The sequence below is a fragment of the Candidatus Stygibacter australis genome (assembly GCA_030765845.1).
GTDB lineage: Bacteria > Cloacimonadota > Cloacimonadia > Cloacimonadales > TCS61 > Stygibacter > Stygibacter australis.
This window is the reverse complement of the sequence record JAVCDJ010000056.1, coordinates 1-18,498: the sequence shown is the minus strand read 5'-3', so window position 1 is coordinate 18,498 and position 18,498 is coordinate 1. Positions and strand designations below refer to the sequence as shown.

At 38.1% G+C, this 18,498-nt stretch carries 14 protein-coding genes; 2 read left to right on the top strand and 12 right to left on the bottom strand.

Going from position 1 to position 18,498, the window contains the following annotated elements; translation table 11 throughout:
* Positions 1-1,600: murein biosynthesis integral membrane protein MurJ (murJ, locus tag RAO94_03525; GenBank protein MDP8321403.1), on the top strand; the 1,600-nt coding region annotated here is incomplete at its 5' end.
* Positions 1,600-3,411, top strand: a complete 1,812-nt coding sequence (uvrC, locus tag RAO94_03520) for an excinuclease ABC subunit UvrC (GenBank protein MDP8321402.1) — start codon at positions 1,600-1,602, stop codon at positions 3,409-3,411. The genes murJ and uvrC, both read left to right, overlap by 1 nt.
* A 25-nt stretch (positions 3,412-3,436) precedes the next feature.
* Here the strand turns inward: uvrC and RAO94_03515 are convergent, their stop codons facing one another.
* From RAO94_03515 to RAO94_03460, 12 genes are all read right to left on the bottom strand, one after another.
* The gene (locus RAO94_03515) at positions 3,437-4,357 is read right to left on the bottom strand and encodes a DUF4340 domain-containing protein (protein ID MDP8321401.1); all 921 of its coding nucleotides are present in this window, start codon (positions 4,355-4,357) and stop codon (positions 3,437-3,439) included.
* Positions 4,350-5,918: a Gldg family protein gene (locus tag RAO94_03510; protein MDP8321400.1), complete on the bottom strand. Its 1,569-nt coding sequence runs from the start codon at positions 5,916-5,918 to the stop codon at positions 4,350-4,352. Before RAO94_03510 ends, RAO94_03515 begins: the two co-directional genes overlap by 8 nt.
* Before the next feature lie 9 nt (positions 5,919-5,927).
* Positions 5,928-6,641 carry an ABC transporter permease subunit gene (locus RAO94_03505; protein MDP8321399.1) on the bottom strand — a complete coding sequence of 238 codons (714 nt, stop codon included), beginning with the start codon at positions 6,639-6,641 and terminating at the stop codon, positions 5,928-5,930.
* The gene (locus RAO94_03500) at positions 6,641-7,570 is read right to left on the bottom strand and encodes an ATP-binding cassette domain-containing protein (GenBank protein MDP8321398.1); all 930 of its coding nucleotides are present in this window, start codon (positions 7,568-7,570) and stop codon (positions 6,641-6,643) included. Before RAO94_03500 ends, RAO94_03505 begins: the two co-directional genes overlap by 1 nt.
* Positions 7,571-8,059: 489 nt before the next feature.
* Positions 8,060-9,328 (bottom strand): phosphoglycerate kinase, encoded by a 1,269-nt coding sequence (locus RAO94_03495; GenBank protein ID MDP8321397.1) that lies wholly within the window; start codon positions 9,326-9,328, stop codon positions 8,060-8,062.
* An 11-nt stretch (positions 9,329-9,339) separates the two neighbouring features.
* Positions 9,340-10,359 carry a 3-dehydroquinate synthase family protein gene (locus tag RAO94_03490; GenBank protein ID MDP8321396.1) on the bottom strand — a complete coding sequence of 340 codons (1,020 nt, stop codon included), beginning with the start codon at positions 10,357-10,359 and terminating at the stop codon, positions 9,340-9,342.
* Positions 10,356-11,834, bottom strand: a complete 1,479-nt coding sequence (locus tag RAO94_03485) for an oligosaccharide flippase family protein (protein ID MDP8321395.1) — start codon at positions 11,832-11,834, stop codon at positions 10,356-10,358. Before RAO94_03485 ends, RAO94_03490 begins: the two co-directional genes overlap by 4 nt.
* A gap of 1 nt (position 11,835) precedes the next feature.
* Positions 11,836-12,666: an SPASM domain-containing protein gene (locus RAO94_03480; GenBank protein ID MDP8321394.1), complete on the bottom strand. Its 831-nt coding sequence runs from the start codon at positions 12,664-12,666 to the stop codon at positions 11,836-11,838.
* A gap of 38 nt (positions 12,667-12,704) precedes the next feature.
* A complete protein-coding gene (locus tag RAO94_03475) occupies positions 12,705-13,730 on the bottom strand; it encodes a glycosyltransferase (protein MDP8321393.1) in 1,026 nt (341 codons plus the stop codon).
* Between the two features lie 2 nt (positions 13,731-13,732).
* On the bottom strand, positions 13,733-15,127 hold the full coding sequence (locus RAO94_03470; protein MDP8321392.1) for a hypothetical protein: 1,395 nt from the start codon (positions 15,125-15,127) through the stop codon (positions 13,733-13,735).
* The gene (locus RAO94_03465; protein ID MDP8321391.1) at positions 15,117-16,124 is read right to left on the bottom strand and encodes a glycosyltransferase family 4 protein; all 1,008 of its coding nucleotides are present in this window, start codon (positions 16,122-16,124) and stop codon (positions 15,117-15,119) included. The genes RAO94_03470 and RAO94_03465 overlap by 11 nt, the downstream gene beginning before the upstream one ends.
* The coding region (locus tag RAO94_03460) for a hypothetical protein (protein ID MDP8321390.1) at positions 16,125-18,498 on the bottom strand (2,374 nt) is incomplete at its 5' end.

Sequence of the window (18,498 nt, the reverse complement as noted above, 5' to 3'; positions counted from 1 at the left end):
GGATGCCAGATATTTTTTTAATTTATTGACAAATATTACTACTCAAACGGAATCAAAGAGATTAAATGCTGATTGGGGTGAAATGAGTAATAAAATTCTGGCAAAAAATATTGGCTCGATGGGAATAGCGGTTTTTATCAGTCGCATATTTGGATTGCTGCGTGATATAATAATGACTGCCGTATTTGGTACGAGCTGGGTAGCTGATGCCTTTCAGGTCGGTTTTCAAATCCCAAATCTACTTCGCAAGTTGTTTGGCGAAGGAGCCTTATCATCAGCATTTGTGCCGGTTTATAATGAAGTAGGCATTAAAGAAGGTAGAGAGCAACAGATCAAATTTGCCATGAATGTGATTTCTCTGCTTAGCCTTCTCCTGTTGTTTTTATGCCTGGCAGGAATGCTTCTGGCACCTCTTATAGTCCGGCTTCTTGCTCCCGGATTTGATGCTGAACGATATGCCTTGACCGTGAAATTGACACGTTTGATGTTCCCTTATCTTTATCTGATCGGCTTTTCTTCTACTTTGATAGCAATATTAAATTCACATGATAAATTCTTTATCCCCGGATTATCTTCTGCTTTTCTGAATATTGGGATGGTTGGAGCAATTGGTTTATTCCATTTATTTAATCCTCAATCGAGTCTTGAGGAAAAGATCATATCTGCAGGTGTTGGAGTTGTTGCTGGTGGAATTTTGCAAACAGTGATCAATATTCCTCTCTTGCTGAAGCTGGGTTACAAATTCAAACCTCGACTTGATCTTAAAGATAAGAGCCTGGCAATTACGGGCAAATTGTTTCTACCGGGTGTTATTGGGATGGCAATCCGCCAGATAAACCTGGCAGCAGACCTTATTATAGCATCATTTTTACCTGCCGGCAGCATAGCTGCCTTGAATTATGGTAACAGACTCATGCAATTACCCTTAGGCATTATTGGAGTATCAGCAGGAGTGGCAGTGCTGCCTATGTTCAGCAGATATAGTACAGAAAAGAACTGGCAAAAGCTTGAGAAAAGCTTTCGTTTTAGTATGGTGACAATATATTCCCTGATGCTCCCTATCACAGCCGTGATCATAGCCCTGGGAGATGATATTATCCGAGTGATATTTATGCGAGGTGCATTTGATCAACATTCACTCCAACTTACCCACTCAGCATTGATATTTTATTCCCTTGGTCTGGTGTTTTATTCACTTAATCGTCAGATCATTCCGCTATTTTATGCTCAGAAAAATACTAAAACCCCTGTGAGAATCTCAGCGGTCATTGTGGCTTTAAATATAATTCTTAATATTATACTGATGCAATGGCTCCAGCATGGTGGGCTGGCACTGGCTACCTCGATCTCTGCTTATGTGCAATACAGGATACTGAAGCACTATCTTAAAAAGCATTACCCTCACATCAAATTTCCAGTTCTCACCAATGAAATATGTAAGATCATCATTCTCAGCGCTGCGATATATATAGTTATGGTTTTACTAAAAAGCATCATTTTGCCAGTGAATTTCTGGGTTACTGCTGGTAGATTGATAGTGATGCTGATGTTATCTCTGATTATGATATTTAGCGGCAGGAAGATATTACGGATCAAATAATGTCTGACTACCAGGAAAGCTTAAAGAAGAAGCTCGAGCTGCTTCCCGCAAAGCCCGGCTGCTACCTGATGAAGGACAAGGATGATAAGATCATCTATGTGGGTAAAGCTAAACTCCTTAAAAACAGAGTCCGCAGTTATTTTAATCAATCAGTCAAAAATGCTAAAACAGCAGAGCTTGTGGATAGGATCAGAGATTTCGATTACATAATCGTCAATACTGAAAAAGAAGCCCTGGTACTTGAAAATAATCTCATTAAAGAACATCTCCCCCGCTATAATGTAGCGCTTAAAGATGATAAACAATATCCTTTTATTGCTGTAACCAGTGACCCCTTCCCTCGAATTTTCGTAACCAGGCAAACGCCAAAGAATGGCTCACACTATTTTGGTCCCTTCACGGATGTGAAAGCCCTGCGAAGAACCTTAAGACTCCTGGAATGGGTGTTTCCTCATCGAACCTGCAAGCGGTTCATACCTGCTGATGAAATAAAGTATAAAAAAGCCTGCCTTAATTATCAGATGGGAAAATGTCCGGCACCTTGTATAGGCAAAATTTCTGAAGCAGAATATAAAAAAATAATTAATAATATTCTCAAGTTTCTGGATGGAAAGAATGAAGAAGTTATTAATTCTCTGGCTTTCGAAATGCAGACAGCTTCTGATGAAATGAGATTTGAAGATGCTGGCAGATTCCGAGATAAGATAGAAGGCATTCGCAGAGTGAATCGAAGAAGAACATTATTCTTTGATGACATGAAAGATAGAGAAGTTATCGGGCTTTATAAGGAAGATAATCGCTCAGCAGTGGCATTACTTAAGATTGTGGAAGGTAAGTTACTTGCAAAAGAAACCTATAAGATGAAGAATGTAGAAAAAAGTTCAGAATCCGAGATATTGTCTGCTTTCCTTTCACAGTATTATGAAAGCCGTCTGGAAAAATTGCCCTGGCGGATACTCTTGCAGATCAAACCTGATGATTATAATTACCTTAATGGCATATTACAGAATAAACTTGTGATACCGCAGCGTGGTGAAACCATGAAACTGATAAAGATTGCAGCAGAAAATGCCTTTAATCGTGTGGAAGAAGAAAAATTGATGCACCTGCGCTCCAAGAATAGAACTATATTCCCGGTTAAAGACCTCAAGGATAAATTGAAACTCACAAAACTTCCTCGAAAAATGGTCTGTATTGACATCTCAAACATCCAGGGAACTGATGTTGTGGCTTCACTTGTTTATTTTGAAAATGGCAAACCTAAGAAAAAGAATTATCGTAATTTCATAATGCGAAGTTTTAGTGGTCAAAATGATTTTGCTGCCATGCAGGAAACAATAAGCAGATATTTCGATAAAGTAGAACCAGACACAAAGCCTGACCTGATCGTTATTGATGGAGGTAAAGGACAATTACATTCTGCCGAAAAGATACTATCAGATTTGGGTATCACAGATATTGAAATCATCTCCCTGGCAAAAAGAGTAGAAGAAGTATTTATGCCTGACCAGCCAGATTCTGTTTTTCTGCCCCGCTCCTCATCAGCACTAAGATTGCTGGTGCAAATCCGCGATGCCAGCCATAATCAAGCGGTGAATTTTCATCGTAAACGCAGACAAAAACGCACTTTAAAAAGTGAATTAGATGAAATACCTGGAATAGGAAGTAAAACCCGCTTTTTACTTTTAAAGAATTTTGGGTCTGTAGAAAATGTTAAAAAAGCCAGCCTGGAAGAGCTTATGGAGATCAAAGGTATAGGATCTCATCTGGCAGAGAAAATATTTAAGGAATTAAAAAAAGGGGACGCCTAAGCATCCCCTTTAAAATAATCCTCTTTTACAATTTAAAGTCCGCTGCTGTTTTTTGGAATTTAGTCATACTGCCTTCTGATTGAAGATAAAGAGCATCAGTATCATTATTGAGCTGCACCACGTATTTCTTTTCTTCATAAGGTGCATAACGGAAATAATAGTTACTGCCGTCCCACATCTCAATCCCAAGTTCAAGCACTGGAATTGCAAGTGCATTAGCATATTTATCAAATTCACCATCTACAAATCCTGTAGCAGCAAATCGATTAAATGAACTTTTCATAGCTGTGAGAGCAGCATTATCATCTTTTACAGTAAAGCTTTCCTTTTCATCTTCATATTGCCACAACGAATCAGATTGGGTGAGGGTAAAAGTTGCACCATCGGAAACTACCATGAACTTAGTGATCTGCTCTGGATCAATCTCTACGATCTCACGCCGACGCCAGGAATCTAAAGTGGGCTTCAACGAGTAAGCAATATTTGTTTCCAAAAGATATACCTTATTGGAATCAATCTTTCTGACTGGCGTTACATTGTAATTACTGCTCTTCCCGATCAGCACATCATCAAGTACTTTCCCTGAAGCATCAATAGTTTTAAAATGCACAGCCAGGGAATCAGTAAGTTCATATTTTTCCAGAGAAGATTCATTTTCTGAAACCGGAATTGATGATGTTTCTGCAGTTAACACTGTATCATAAAGCTTGTCTATTTTTCCAACTTGTAATCGCCAGTCCACTGGCTCTACAATTCTCCATTCATCGGCTTCCTTTGCCAGATACAAAGTATCTTCCTGCGCTGTTATCTCAAATCTAGCAACTGAATTAGAATCAGCGGTAAAGAAATTGAACCTTTTTTCCTTGTTTGTATCTATCTTGGTCAACAGATAAATACCCACCAATATTATCAGTATAATTATATATAAGCTTGTTTTCTTATTCATAAAGATCTCCTATTCGGATTTTTCTACTCGATTCCCTTCTCCAGCGGAAAATTCCAAAAAGTATCAATAAAATTGATGGGAACAGGATATTTAGCCACTTCACAAGCTGTCGAGTGGAATTTGAAACTGGCTTGAGGGGACGATATTCTGTTTCGCGTGATCTGATTTCAATCAAACCACTATCTCCAGCTAGATAATCAACTGCATTCAGAGCGAAATCCTGATTACCCTGGGCTCTTCCTCCTGAATCTTCACGAATAAAATTGCCACTGGGTACAAAGATAACCTGGGCATTTTCCGTTGATGGAATCACATCAGGATATGTTGAGTTTCCTTCAAAATAACTATGGAAACTGCCAGAATACATTCCGGCTATGGTCTTCCTGCCTTCATTAAGCATTGACTTCAGGTCTTTCTGCATATATTTATTATAGCTGATGTCAAAACGTGGTCCAGTAGTTTGACCTGAATGATCTGTACTGTAAAAAAGAGGAGTGAAATCATTGATCACACGGGAGGTATCTATCTCAGAGACAAATATCATCTGAGCTACATCTATATTCTTAACAATCATGTTATCAGTATTTCTTTTGGTAACCAGGGGGAAGAAGGGATAATTCACTGGTGTATTGAAGCTGAATATACCTTGGTTCCTGCGAACAGATATTTGACCGCAATCAGCATCTGCTACCAGGTTCTTTTTCGCTACTATTCCATAACTTTCCAGAAGATCAAATAAATTTGATTCATATACACTGGCTGAAGCATTTTGGATATCTGCGGTTACACGATCCTGGAAAATCACTACCTTGCCACCCTGCATAATATATTGATCAAGGTTATACAACTGATACTCAGTAAGGGTGTCAGCCACTCCACTTATGATGAGAGCTGATATATCTGCAGTTAATGGCTCTGTCAGGTCATTATCTGAAAGTTCATAGCTTTCGCTGATCATCTGTCTTACGGTTTGATAAGGAGTAACCTGCTCTCCCCTGCCGACTGCTATCGCTTCATTATCAGAGCTGAAAAAAGCTACCTGCTTCATTTTCTGAGCGGATATTTTCTTCACTGCCTTAGTGATATCATATTCCAGTCCCTGAGTATTTTGAATAAATGGAATCGCTTCCACTTTATCCTGATAAAGAAATGCCAGCCCCATATATATCTCTCTGAGAACCAGCTGATCCTGTTCGTTCACTCGAATTGTCATTGGCTGTATCTGATTCTTCTGTGCTTCGTCCTTTAGATCATCTTCGTCCTTGGGATCCACAAACTCATATCTAAGTTTACCTCCTGAATAAGCCTGGTATTCATCCAGAAGATCCTGGGTAAACCTGCGTGCATCTGCAAATTCACCAGGTAATGATTTAGAAAAATATGCTTTCACTACCATTCTGTCATCCAGATTCTCCACTGATCGCTTGGATGCTTTGGATATTGAATACACTTTACCTTTGGAAAAATCAAGACGTGTAAAGAAGCTTTGAGATAAAAGGGTCACAAATATTACTATTACTACGAGAATGATGAAATTTATCCAGTTTGATTTATTGCTCATTTTTCTCTCCTATTTCCACTTTCTTGATTCCAGGACTGTGATTGCCAATCGCAGGAATATTATTATCAATCCAAGGAAATAGATGATATTTCTGGTATCAATCACACCACGGGCAATACTGGAAAAATGATAGCCGATTGAAATATACTGAAAGAGTCCTGCCAAAGCTGCCGGAATAAAGAATAGTGAATACTGCAGCATATAAAGCACAAATATTATGGCAAAACTGATAATAAAGGATACAATCTGATTATTGGAAAGACTGGATGCAAACATACCTATTGCTGCATATACTCCTCCCACCAATACTAATCCCAGATAACCGCAAATTATTGAACCATAATCAATATTAGTGCCCAAAGCAATGATCGTGATAAAATGGATAAGGGTGAATAATAATCCTACTACTATCAGTTTAAGGGCTGACCAAAATTTCCCCATCACTATCTGTTCATCTGTCAGCGGGAAAGTTGTAAGCAATTCTATTGTTCCATTACTGCTCTCTTTTGCCAGCAAACCCATGGTTATCACAGGAACAAAAAACATGAAAAGAAGCGGTATCATATCAAATATTGATCTCATATCTGAGGTGTTTGCCAAAAATAAGGGACTGGCAAAAAACCAGCCGGAAAATATCAGAAATACTACCAGGAAAATATAGGCTGCCGGAGATCCGAAATATGAGTCTGTTTCTTTTTTGCATAATAATTTTGTGTAATTCATTATTTACCCCCATCAACAGTCAGTTTGCGGAATACTGCTTCCAGACTTACATCATCACGATGCATTTCAAAAAGAGCCCAGTCCTTCTTTTTCATATAATTAAAGATATCAGGTCTGCGATCAACTATACTGTCAAATTCCAGTACAACATCTGTTACCTCATTACCTTGATTCAATTTTATCAGTTTGATATTTCCCAGTAAATTTAACATTTCCTCTATCTCTTCTGAGTTGGCAGTTAATTGAAGCTTCACTGTCATTCTTTTATTCATATCTGCCTTAAGCTGATCTGATGAACCATCAGCAACTATTTTTCCTTCATGGATAATCACAATTCTGTCGCACACTGCTTGAACTTCCTGAAGAATATGACTGGATATGATCAATGTTTTTGCTTTACCAAGTTCTTTGATCAGCTCTCTGATCTCAACTATCTGATTAGGATCAAGGCCGCTGGTGGGCTCATCAAGGATCAGAATTTCAGGATCATGAATTATCGCCTGGGCTATTCCCACTCTCTGCTTGTAACCCTTGGAAAGAGTCTGAATTGGTTTCTGCACTACTCCATGAAGACCACACAATTCAATGATTTCCTTTAATCGGGCTTTGAAATTCTTCACCTGCCGGATTTCTGCTACAAATTTGAGATAATCATATACCAGCATTTCTGCGTATAGCGGATTCTGCTCAGGAAGATAACCTATCCGCTTTCTTATTTCCAGGGAATTCTCTATCACGTTATCTCCATCTACGTGAATGTTCCCCTTGGTGGGTGAAAGATAACAGGTGATCATCTTCAATGTGGTAGATTTCCCGGCTCCATTAGGTCCCAGGAAACCCAGGATCTCACCATCATGAATCTCAAAATTGATATGATCAACTGCTCTGACAGTCCCATAATCTTTTACTAAGTTTTCCAATCTGATCATGAATAAAACTCCTTAATTTATTCTTTGGATATAAATTCTACAATAGTAAGGCTTTTCTTTGTCTACCTTGTATTTGTCAAGCAGGATTTCTGTATTAACGCTCATAAATTACCCCCGTAAAATAAATAACGCATTATACTTTGTTCAACGCAACCAGCTTATCTGGTTACACTATTTTTTTCTGTATTTTGACTTTTTTCTCGTTTAAATTTGCCTAGTAGTAGGAGCAGATCTGCTTAATTGATGACTAATTACTTGCTAAATAATAAATTATCAACTATTTACATCCCCTTTCCCCAGGTTTTCATCCAAATTAGTTTCAACCTTAATTCAAATCATTACCAATCATAAGTCACCATTACTCATTTTGCACTCGAAACGACACCACATTTTTTTGTTGTGTCGTTTCGAGTGCAATTATCAGGGGATTTACTGATTTCCTCCTGATAATTGATAATTACATATTTTATGGGCAGGAAATGATGTTTTTCAGGCTTTGAGAATTTTGACCGGTTCCAGTCCCCAGGCAGAGCCTTCTGATATGGCTTTTAATATTGTGCCACCACCTGTGAAGAAATAATAAAGTTCATCTTGAAGAGCCTGCTGGTAGATTTCAGGCAATAAAGTATTAAATTCCTGCAGGGTATCCCCACCACCGAAAAGCTTTACTGCTTGATGATTAGCATCAATCCCTAAGTCCAAAGCAATCGTGCCATCCGTGAAGTGAGGAGTAAATCCCATCACAGCATTCACAAAGAATGTGCCTGCCTTGGCAAAGATGGTTTTGATATCATCCTGCTGGAAAGAAGCTTTATCAATATCAAGGATGTAATTTAATTTTTTGCCTTCTTTGAGATTATTGATATCAATTGTGCGATATTTACCTTCAAATTTGCCTTCCAGGCTATCTGATTCGATTATAAAGCGTGGCTCAATTATCTTTCCCGGATACTTGCTGGTTAATTCCACAAAATCATGGGCAGCGAGCTGATCTTCCTCACTCACACCAGCTATCTGTACTCCATATTTCACGCAAAGATAGGCATTATAGATCACTCCGCCCAACATCAGGTAGTCAGCTCTTTTTAATAAAGCAGATAATGGCTGTATCTTAGTATCAAATTTTGAGCCGGCGACAACAGCAACAAACGGTTTTTGCGGATTGAGAACGCTATCCAGATGATGAACTTCCTTTTGCATTAATATTCCGGCATAGGCAGGAATAAGTTTTGCCGGAATTATCGTGGAAGCATGGGGCTGCCAGGAGCCGAATGCATCATTTACAAATATATCGGCAATATCTGCCAGTTCTTTTCCCAGTATTTCCCTGCTTTCATCTTTGGCTTCTTCACCTTTGAACCAGCGGGTATTTGGTAAATATACAGCCTGAAGTTTATCATTTTTGAAGGCATTTGCAACTATTTCACTATCTAAATACTCTATCCCATATTTACCTTGAGTTGCCATATCAAGAGCTTTTATCCTGATACCTTTTGCTTTCAAGTATTCCACGATAGGGATAACTGAGCTTTTTTCAGATATTTCTATTTCTCCGGTTGCCTTGTTTTTGGGACGCCCTACATGGGACATTAAAACCAGTTTAGCTCCCTGGTCAATAATATAATTAATTGTTGGTAATGAGGCATCGATTCTATAAGGATCAATTATCTTTCCCTTTTTTACAACATTATGATCGACTCTCATGAGTACAATTTTTCCTTTCAGATCCGCATCCTGGATCTTCTTGAGTTTAGACATAATTCCTCCTGCTAGTTTATTTCAGTTAATATATTTTTAAATTTATTCCATTCTACCGTTTCACAAACAGCAACACCATCCTCACCTGAAAACAGGATCAGTTTTGATTTCTTATCATTTTCATAAAACTCTCTGCCATTTTGGAGTATGGCATTTAAAATCCACTTGGCTAATTGTAAATAGTTGGCAGGAAAATATGAATGCAATAGATTAATGATAAAATCGTGTCTATTCTTTGTTATCAGTTTTTGTTCATAGCTCAATCCAGTAGCCTTTATAATCCCTATTGCTACGGCTCTGCCGTGTTCTACCTGATAATCTGATACAGATTCGATCACATGTGCAAAGGTGTGTCCCAGATTCAATAATCTTCTCTCTGACTGGTCTCGCAAGTCAATTTTGCAGATATTCATTTTTTGTTCGATTGCCATCTTGATCAAAGTATGGAGTTCCGATTGCCAGTTAGATTTCAGCTCAATTAATAGTTTTAGTATCCTACTTTCAGGTAATAACGCCATTTTGATCAATTCAGCAAGTCCCGCTTGAATCTCCTTTTCTGGCAGACTCTGTAATACTTCGGGGATGATAATCACCTTTTTTGACGGATAGAAACTGCCGATCAAATTTTTGGTTTGATGAAAATTTATGGCTGTCTTACCACCAATAGCTGCATCTATCATACCGATGAGAGTTGTGGGTATATTGATCAGATGACAACCCCGCATATAATTACTGGCAACCCAGCCAGCCAGATCAGTAGTGATCCCCCCACCCACAGCAACGATCGTAGTACTTCTATTGGCTTTCTTTTCCTGCAGCCAGGAGAATATCTTCTCTGCGGTTTTGAGATCTTTGTTAGTTTCTTCGGCTTCTATCAGCAAGCTGGGAGCATTATGATCTTTGATTGCAGGATATAAACCTGCTACATTCTGATCGATGATCAATACTGAGCTCCTGGGAATAAGCTCTAATCCCTGTGAAAGGTTGGCTTCAATAATTTCCGAAATAAATGACCCTAATTGATATTTCATATCTGCTGCCTTATTCTGTTCAATAAATATTTCAGGTAACCTTTTCTTTTGATATATAGATAGCCCATAAAACAAAGGAAAATGCTAAAGCCAAGTTTTAAAGCAAAAAAGCTGATACTAACCTGGCTATGAGTATAATTAAAATATGACACAGCCATAATGATCAGTAGTGAGACCGCGATCCAGCCAGCTTTGTAATTTGATTTGAATGCCCTTTCCACTGTGATGAAATTAAATGTCACAATAAAGAAGTAGGCAACTATCGAGGCGAATCCAGCACCTGAAATGCCATAATGTGGTATCCAGAGCCAGTTAAGAAATATATTAATGATCGCTGCCAGTACGGAAGCCAGAGCAATAACCTCTGACCTTTTCAGCATATAGAAGCCTAATACCAGGATATTTGACATCCCTCTGAGATACATGGATATTACACCAAAAAATACCAGTGCTGCACCTTCCTGATATGAACTATCCAGTACCAGGAAGATCTCTCTAGAAAATAAAATTATCACTACTGCTATCAAAGTACCGGAAAAAGAGTAAAAAGAAAACAGCATCCTAAGTTTTTCTTTTACGATCTTTATGTTCTTTTCCTGCATGATGTACGGGAAAAACAGCAGATCAAAAATGACAGTGAATAATGACATGATCATGCCGATCTTATAGGCAATTGCATAAATGCCGGCATCATAGAGAGTTCTGGCAGACAAAAGATTTAGCATGTATCTATCAGCACTCTGCAGCGATATAACCGCAAAAGTGGCTGGCACCATGAAAATTCCAAACCTGAGGATAGTTTTAAATAAGGGGAATGAAAAATGAATGTATTCAGAGACATTGTCCGAGAGATCCCGCCAGATGCCTTTGAAGTAGTATAACGAATGAAGCAGTGAAATGAAGCTTGCTGCCACTATTATATAGAAAAAAGTATTGATATTAAGGCATTTGCAAACGCTAAGTAATAATACTCCGCCCAGGGTCACCAGATTCCGGGTTAAATTCAAGACAGAATATTCTCTTGCTTGCTGCCTGATATTTAATAAAACCAGGGTAAGACTATAGAAAACATCCAGAAAGACCATGAGAGCAGTTAAACTTACCAGTAGTCCGAAATTCTGAGAGCTGTTGATAAGTAAACTTCCCAGTGGCTGCCTTAGCAGCAGAATTATCACGGTCAAGACCAGGCTGTTTATGCCTACAGCTCTCCAGGTAGTTGATATTAGGGTCTTTTTGCCATTATTATCAGGTTGCTGGTGATATAATGTCATCAAGGATTGATGCAAACCCATTTGAAAGAAATGACCAGCAATAGAGGCAAAAAGAAGTAATATGGAATATACTGCGTATTCTTCCGGTTTCAAGGCATGACTGATCACAGGTAAAAGCAGGAATATCAGGAATTTATTGAGGAAAGTACCCCAGGAATAATTCATCAGACGATTTATGATAGGTATATCTAATATTTTCATCATATTACCAGGGAATAAATCCAGGATCATCACACTTTAAACAAATAGGATAACCATTTTGGCGTGAGACTTTCAGCTTTTCGCGTATCTCTTGAAATTCCTTTTTATTCCAGATAAAAAATAGTTCTGTATTGCTCAGATTTCCAAATGAATACTGCGCATAAAAATCCATACAGCAAAGTAGGACTTCACCCTTCCAGTTAACGACCAGTTGTGATGCGGGACGCAGACAGGGAATATTTTCATGTTTTTCCTTTTTAAATATCTCCCCACCGCGATCAGTTCTCCACATATCAATGTTTTTAACTACTCCTATTAAGGCTGGGTATTTAGCAGTAAGATCATCAAGGATCGCTTTATCATCATTATCATAATTAGTGATAAAAAAGTAATTCACTCCTTTTTCATATAGATTGAGCAACAATTCCTCATTAAGGTAATCACCATTGGAATTTATCTGTATCCAGCAATACGGCATCACTTTACGGGTGTAGGCTATCAGATCAGGCAGGCGTTTATCCAGTAGTGGTTCATTATAAAAATGAGGACCTATCCTGCCGCAAAAATTAACCTCAGCCAATTCATTCATCACTTTCTTCCAGAGCCCGGATGACATTTCACCCTGAGTTCTTTTTTCAAAACGGGGATGATTAAAGCAAAATTCACAACTTCGATTGCACATGGATATTGTCTCGATATTTACTGAGACCAATCCGGTTTTTTTATATTTTAGTTTTAATTTTACTTTTCTGATTACTTCAAATTTAATAATTGAAAGCACATATTGCCTGAAAGGTACAGCAAGATTTTTATAAGTGATTATATGCTTCTGCAACCTGCGTACAATTTTCTTGATCCTCAAAAGTATCGACATTATAATCCTTCGATAAGTTCTTTTGTCTGGGCAGCAATAACTTCCCAGATATATTTTTTAAGGATCCTTTCTTTGAGCTGAGTACCCTTTTTCTTGTTTAAAGATTCCTCTATTGATTTGGCAATGGCATTTACATCCAGAGGATCAGGATATAGTGCATGTTCAGCGAAATATTCCTTTGTTCCACCCTTGGGAGTGATCACGATATTTGCTCCGGCAAGTCCAGCTTCCAGTGCTGCTCTACCAGGGGTTTCGTAGCGAGTGGGAAGTATATAACTGTGGCAGGCGGCATAGGCAGATTCCAGTATTGGATCATTATGGTCAATCCAGCCAAGATAAGTGATGTTAGAGTTTTTCTCTATTTCTGCCAGGCATTTTTTGCCTTCATCATTTACCAGAGTGTCACCTATTATAACGCAGGGAGCATCTACCTTCTGCATCGCTTTAATGATATTCAGGCCATTTTTCCTTACGGGGCCCAGATGCCCTGAATATAATACGAAATCCTTTAATCCGTACTTTTCCTGAAATAAGGCAGGATCTGAATCAGCAAATCTTTTTTCCACACCATTATGTAGCACCTGGAACTTGGCAGCTTTCAGATTAAACGCATTATGCAGTAAATCGCGTTCTGCCTCTGTGTTTGGTAATATCTTTTCCGCATCCCGGCAGATTGTTTCAGTTATATAATAATCACTGAAACTTCTTTTAAATAAGCTCCTGAATGGCTTCTCCAGATCACGGTATAGTTTTATCTTCCCCGCATTGTGATTGCTGTAGAATATGGGGTTGACAATATATTTTATCCCTTTTTGCGTGAGATTAACCGTTAGAGGATAGGTGGAGATATTTGCGGTAAAAATGTAAAACAAGTCATTTTCAGTAAACTTGATATCTTCCCACATATTGAACAATTTCACATCCATGCCCAATCGGGATAAATGTTTATGAAGCATGGCAGTTTTATAAGTAGGTCCCCCGGGATTGATCTTTAATGATGGATAACTATAAAAATATATACTCACTTTTACCTCGCTAATATTTTCGCAGGATAACCATATTTCTTAAAATGTCTTCTACCCTTATTTGCTTCATATTCATATAAATACCAGCGCCATGACTTCTTATATATCCTGGCAAAATCTTCCGGATATTCATAAAATTCGTTTTCCAGTTGGCTAAATTCATATAATTCATCATCACTGTCCAGCTCCAGTACTTCACATCTTTTTGACCACCAGGAAGCGTAACTGTGCATAGTTAGATTATTGATATTATTTGCTTTCAGATATTTAAATATCTCTTCGATCAAATTCAGCATTCCATGGGCAGGATGATGATAGATAATTGCCGGGATATTACTTTTTACATTGTTATCAATCACTTTGAGATAATAATCCAGCATCTCCTCCTGGCTAAAATGTGAGCGTCTTAACCTGCCGGGGCTTATTGGATGAATGGGAATCTGTAATAACCTTTGCTTTCCCTGCTTTCGCATTACAGGCAATGAATCCCAGGCAAAACTGAACTCAGAAGAGTAAGTAAATCCTGATTCAAATAAAACTTCTTCCAATGCCTGATTCCAGTCTCCAAAAGGTGCAGCAAATCCCGCTGGACTTATCTTATGATCTAATAACTTATTCAATCCTACTTGAATATTTTCAAGGCTATTTACTTTATCCTGATATACATAATGCTTATCACAATGAAGACTTATCTCTTGATCCTGCATCGCTTTATAATACTCAAGAATTGCATTATCATGAACATCAACAAACCAGGTAGCTGATATCCCATATTTTCTGCAAATTTCATATAGAGCTTTGATTTCACCTATCTCAGCAAAATCTGTATCTATCCTGAATATGAAAAGCGGTTTTTCATCAGGTAAACTGCCATATCCCAATAGTTCTTTACCGGATTTTTTAAAAGCATCCACTAAAAAGTTTTTTACAAATCGGGTGATTTCACGATAATTGATCATGCTGACTCTTTCGGATGGCAGCTCCTGTCTGGAATAATAAAATTGCCTTCTTTGACTTACTCCCACAGTAAGATCATTAAGCTTGATCGGGAAGAAATATCTGGTTCTCTCAACTCCAAACTCTGATTCATAAATCTCCATTTGAAATCCGAACCTGTATTCTTCTCCTGACCAGATCAGTTTTTCTTCTGATTTCAGCCTTTTTTTTAATCTTCCCCAGACTGATGTGAAAATGAATATAACCTTTTTACCAAAGCGTTTACGCAATATTTGCAACTTTTCATCAGAAATAATATCAACAAATATCAGAGCAGAATATTTGGTTTTCCGGGACACTTGATCGGAAGCATTAAAAATATCATAAGGTATTCCTATTTGAATCAGCAAATTTTCCCACATCTCTGATTGACCAAGAATGCATAATTTATTAATGCTCATCAATTAAATCCTTCAATTTTGTTATTAACTGTTGCTCTCTAATCTTAATATCATACAACACTTCCACCCGATCAGCAGCTTCTTTGCCTTTCTCAATAACAGCATTCATAGCCATCTCGATTTTATCAACTGCTTCCTGAATATCTCGTGTTTCCAGCACAAAACCAGTATCTCCTATCCTCTCTTCCATGCTGGGAAGTGAGCTAACCACTGGTACACATTGCCATGACATCGCTTCCACCACTGCTAATCCAAAAGATTCGTTCCTGGAAAACTGACAATATACCTTAGTCTTTTGATACCATTCATTCAGGCTTTCTTCAGCCATAGGAGGTATTATCACCAGATTATCGGAATTAATTTTTTCAGCTATTTTCTCTTTCAAATTACCTTCAGGTCCTATGATCACAAATTGATATGCAGGTAAGTTTTGAGCAGCCTTAATAAAAAGATCAATCCCTTTCTCCATATACCTTGCTGCCGTATTGCCTGAGCATACAGTAAGAACTAGTTTTTCTTTCTTTAAGATTTCCATTCCCTGCTGATTTATTTCAATCCCATTATAAATACGAACCATTTTAGCTGTAAATTGAGGAAATATTTCACATAACCTTTTTTGGTAATGATCAGAAACATTAATTATCAGATCAGCATTTTTTAGTATAAAGTAAAAGTGAGAAGATATCGCCTTTGGCTCAACGTTATCATATAAGAGAGCTTTTACCTCATAACCACCAATAACAACTGCACACTTCTTTCTGAAAAACTTTGACCAGAACACCCCAGTCCTTGCCCGATAATCAGCAAACCAGCAATAAATTAGGTCTGACCTTTGGATCTGCCACATTGAACCCCAAAAGATCAATAGATAATTCCAGATTGATTTCTTCAATTTATTGCCACAAGCTGATTCCAGAGAATACTCCTTTCTCAGAATTTGAATATCCTTTTGCACAAATGGGGCATTATATGCACTAAAGAACAGCAATCTTTTCATTTACCTTACCAGGATGATCTTCCCGCGTTCAACATCTCCATCACTGCTGCTAATCAAATAAAAATATACCCCTGATGAACATTTTTTTCCCGCAGAATTAGTCCCATCCCACTCAAATTGCTGAAAATTATTCAAATCCAGTTCTCTAACGAGTAACCCTTCCAAATCATAGATATTGCAGGTTGTGCCACCCAGGGGCATTGTGAGATGATCCTTGTTCTCTATCATCACAAGTGCATCCTTTTCCGGATAAAATGGATTGGGATATACCAGTATCTTACTTAATTCCTTTTCCTGATTATCCTCATCACTCACACCAATCATCACAGAATTCAGCCCACTCGCTGTGGCAATATACATTGTTCCCGTATTTTTATCATAAACCAGATCATTTATCTTATTGGATAATAAGGGACTATTATCCATGTTCCAGGTATTAAATTTGTTATTATCTATGTCATACCGGCATATTCCATTGGTTTCGGTACCAATCCATAAATTATTAAAGGGATCAACAAGTAATGCTGTGGGATAAGTACTCACTCCGCCATATAATCTCTCCTGACCCTCAAAATACCACCAGTCTGGAGAGTCATTTACTCCAATGATCAATGTCTGCGGTTGCCAGCTTGAGGATGTCCCATTGCCTGACAAATATTGACACTTAGTGCTTTCTTTCCCATACCGGAACCAGTCTTCACCATCATACCGATATAGTGCCTTGGAAGACGCTATCCAGATTTGATCTTCAAACATTTCATGCCTTTCAATGGCATCATATACGTGGCCATTCGTAAAATCCTGATTTGCTGGCTGCTCCCAGTTCACAATGTCATCAGTCTCTGGAAGTCCTTCCCCTGTCCATAACTCAAATCCTGATAACCAGCTACCAATTACGGTGTAATGCTCTCCCTGATAAGCATATATTATATTAGGGGCCCCTTCATACAACACATCGGGAGCGATAAAAAAATGCTGCTGCTCAACATTTTCATTATAAAGTGCAACACCACCATCAGGTGCTTCAATACCATTATAAAAGCTTAACCAAATATAACCATCCCTGCCCAGAAATGAATTACCAATATTTCCAGTCGGTAAATGACCAGCCTCGTCAAAATAGTAATAAAAATCCCACTCTGGATCATCTGGATTATTGTAATCCAAAATATTTATTCCCGAAAAAGCTTCATCCAGATTGGAATAAGAAGTAAACCAGAATTTATCGTTAGCCAAAGGAACGATGGAATTGATATTATTACTGGTAAGTCCCGAATTCTCAGAAGAATAATTTCTCCATTCATATTCATCCCATACAGATAATCCCCTATTTCCTCTTCTGGTGTCGGGAGGACTCAAAATCCCATTCCCAACCCATAATCTGTCCTGGTTATCCATTTTCAAGGTAGTAGTGAAATTGGCTCCAATACAGTTCTGAGTTATAGGATCGCTCCAGTAATCTCCATTATAGATCAATATTCCGTCTCCCCAGGTCGAGATTACTATTCCTCCCTGAAATTCTTTGATAGAGGTTACCATGCTGTTAAGAGTACCCAGATCATCCTGCGTCCACACAGTTTCACTGCCATCTATTCCAAACTTGATTATCATTTCCTCATCACTATCAAGCACCTTAAGCTCATCCTCATCCCAATATCCCTTGCTTGCCCAGATATTGCCTTCCTGATCAAGAAATACAGGGTAATACGCCACATCTTCACCAAATTTCTGCATTACTCTACCACCAATAAGTGTATCCTCAAAGTAATAGATACCGGATTTTGTCCCTATCGCTGTTCGGGAATCCTTACATGAAATACTTGTGATATAATTATCTCCCAGTTCTGAATTTGAAGAATTTAATTGCTGCCAGACAATCTCTTCTGCATTTAGATCTGCATAATCTATACCATTCTCTGAACCGCAATATAATATCCCGTTATCGTTTATTGCTATTGCATTGTAATTAGCCGAACTCAGTCCATCACTCTGATCATAATTAGCCACTGCCGGCAGAGGCCAGACTGGTAATTCACTGAATATACTGATCCCATCATCTGTGATCGCCACATATTTCTCATTATATGATGCCAAAGCATATACTTTTTCTGATGACAATCCATTTTCTTCACCAAGTGGCATCTTAAATTCACCATCTGCTATTCTATTAATACCCGCAGTTTTACTACCTATCAGTAGAGTTCCATCTGCTAGCAATTCGATTGAGCTCAGTTCATTATCAGTAAGGCCGTCTTCCATTTTAATCGGACCCTCAAAACTCCCCTTTGTGAAGTCATATTCAAGAAGTCCACCCCAGGTTGCCATATAGATAATATCACCATCGATCTCAAGATCAGAAATATGGGTTGTATTC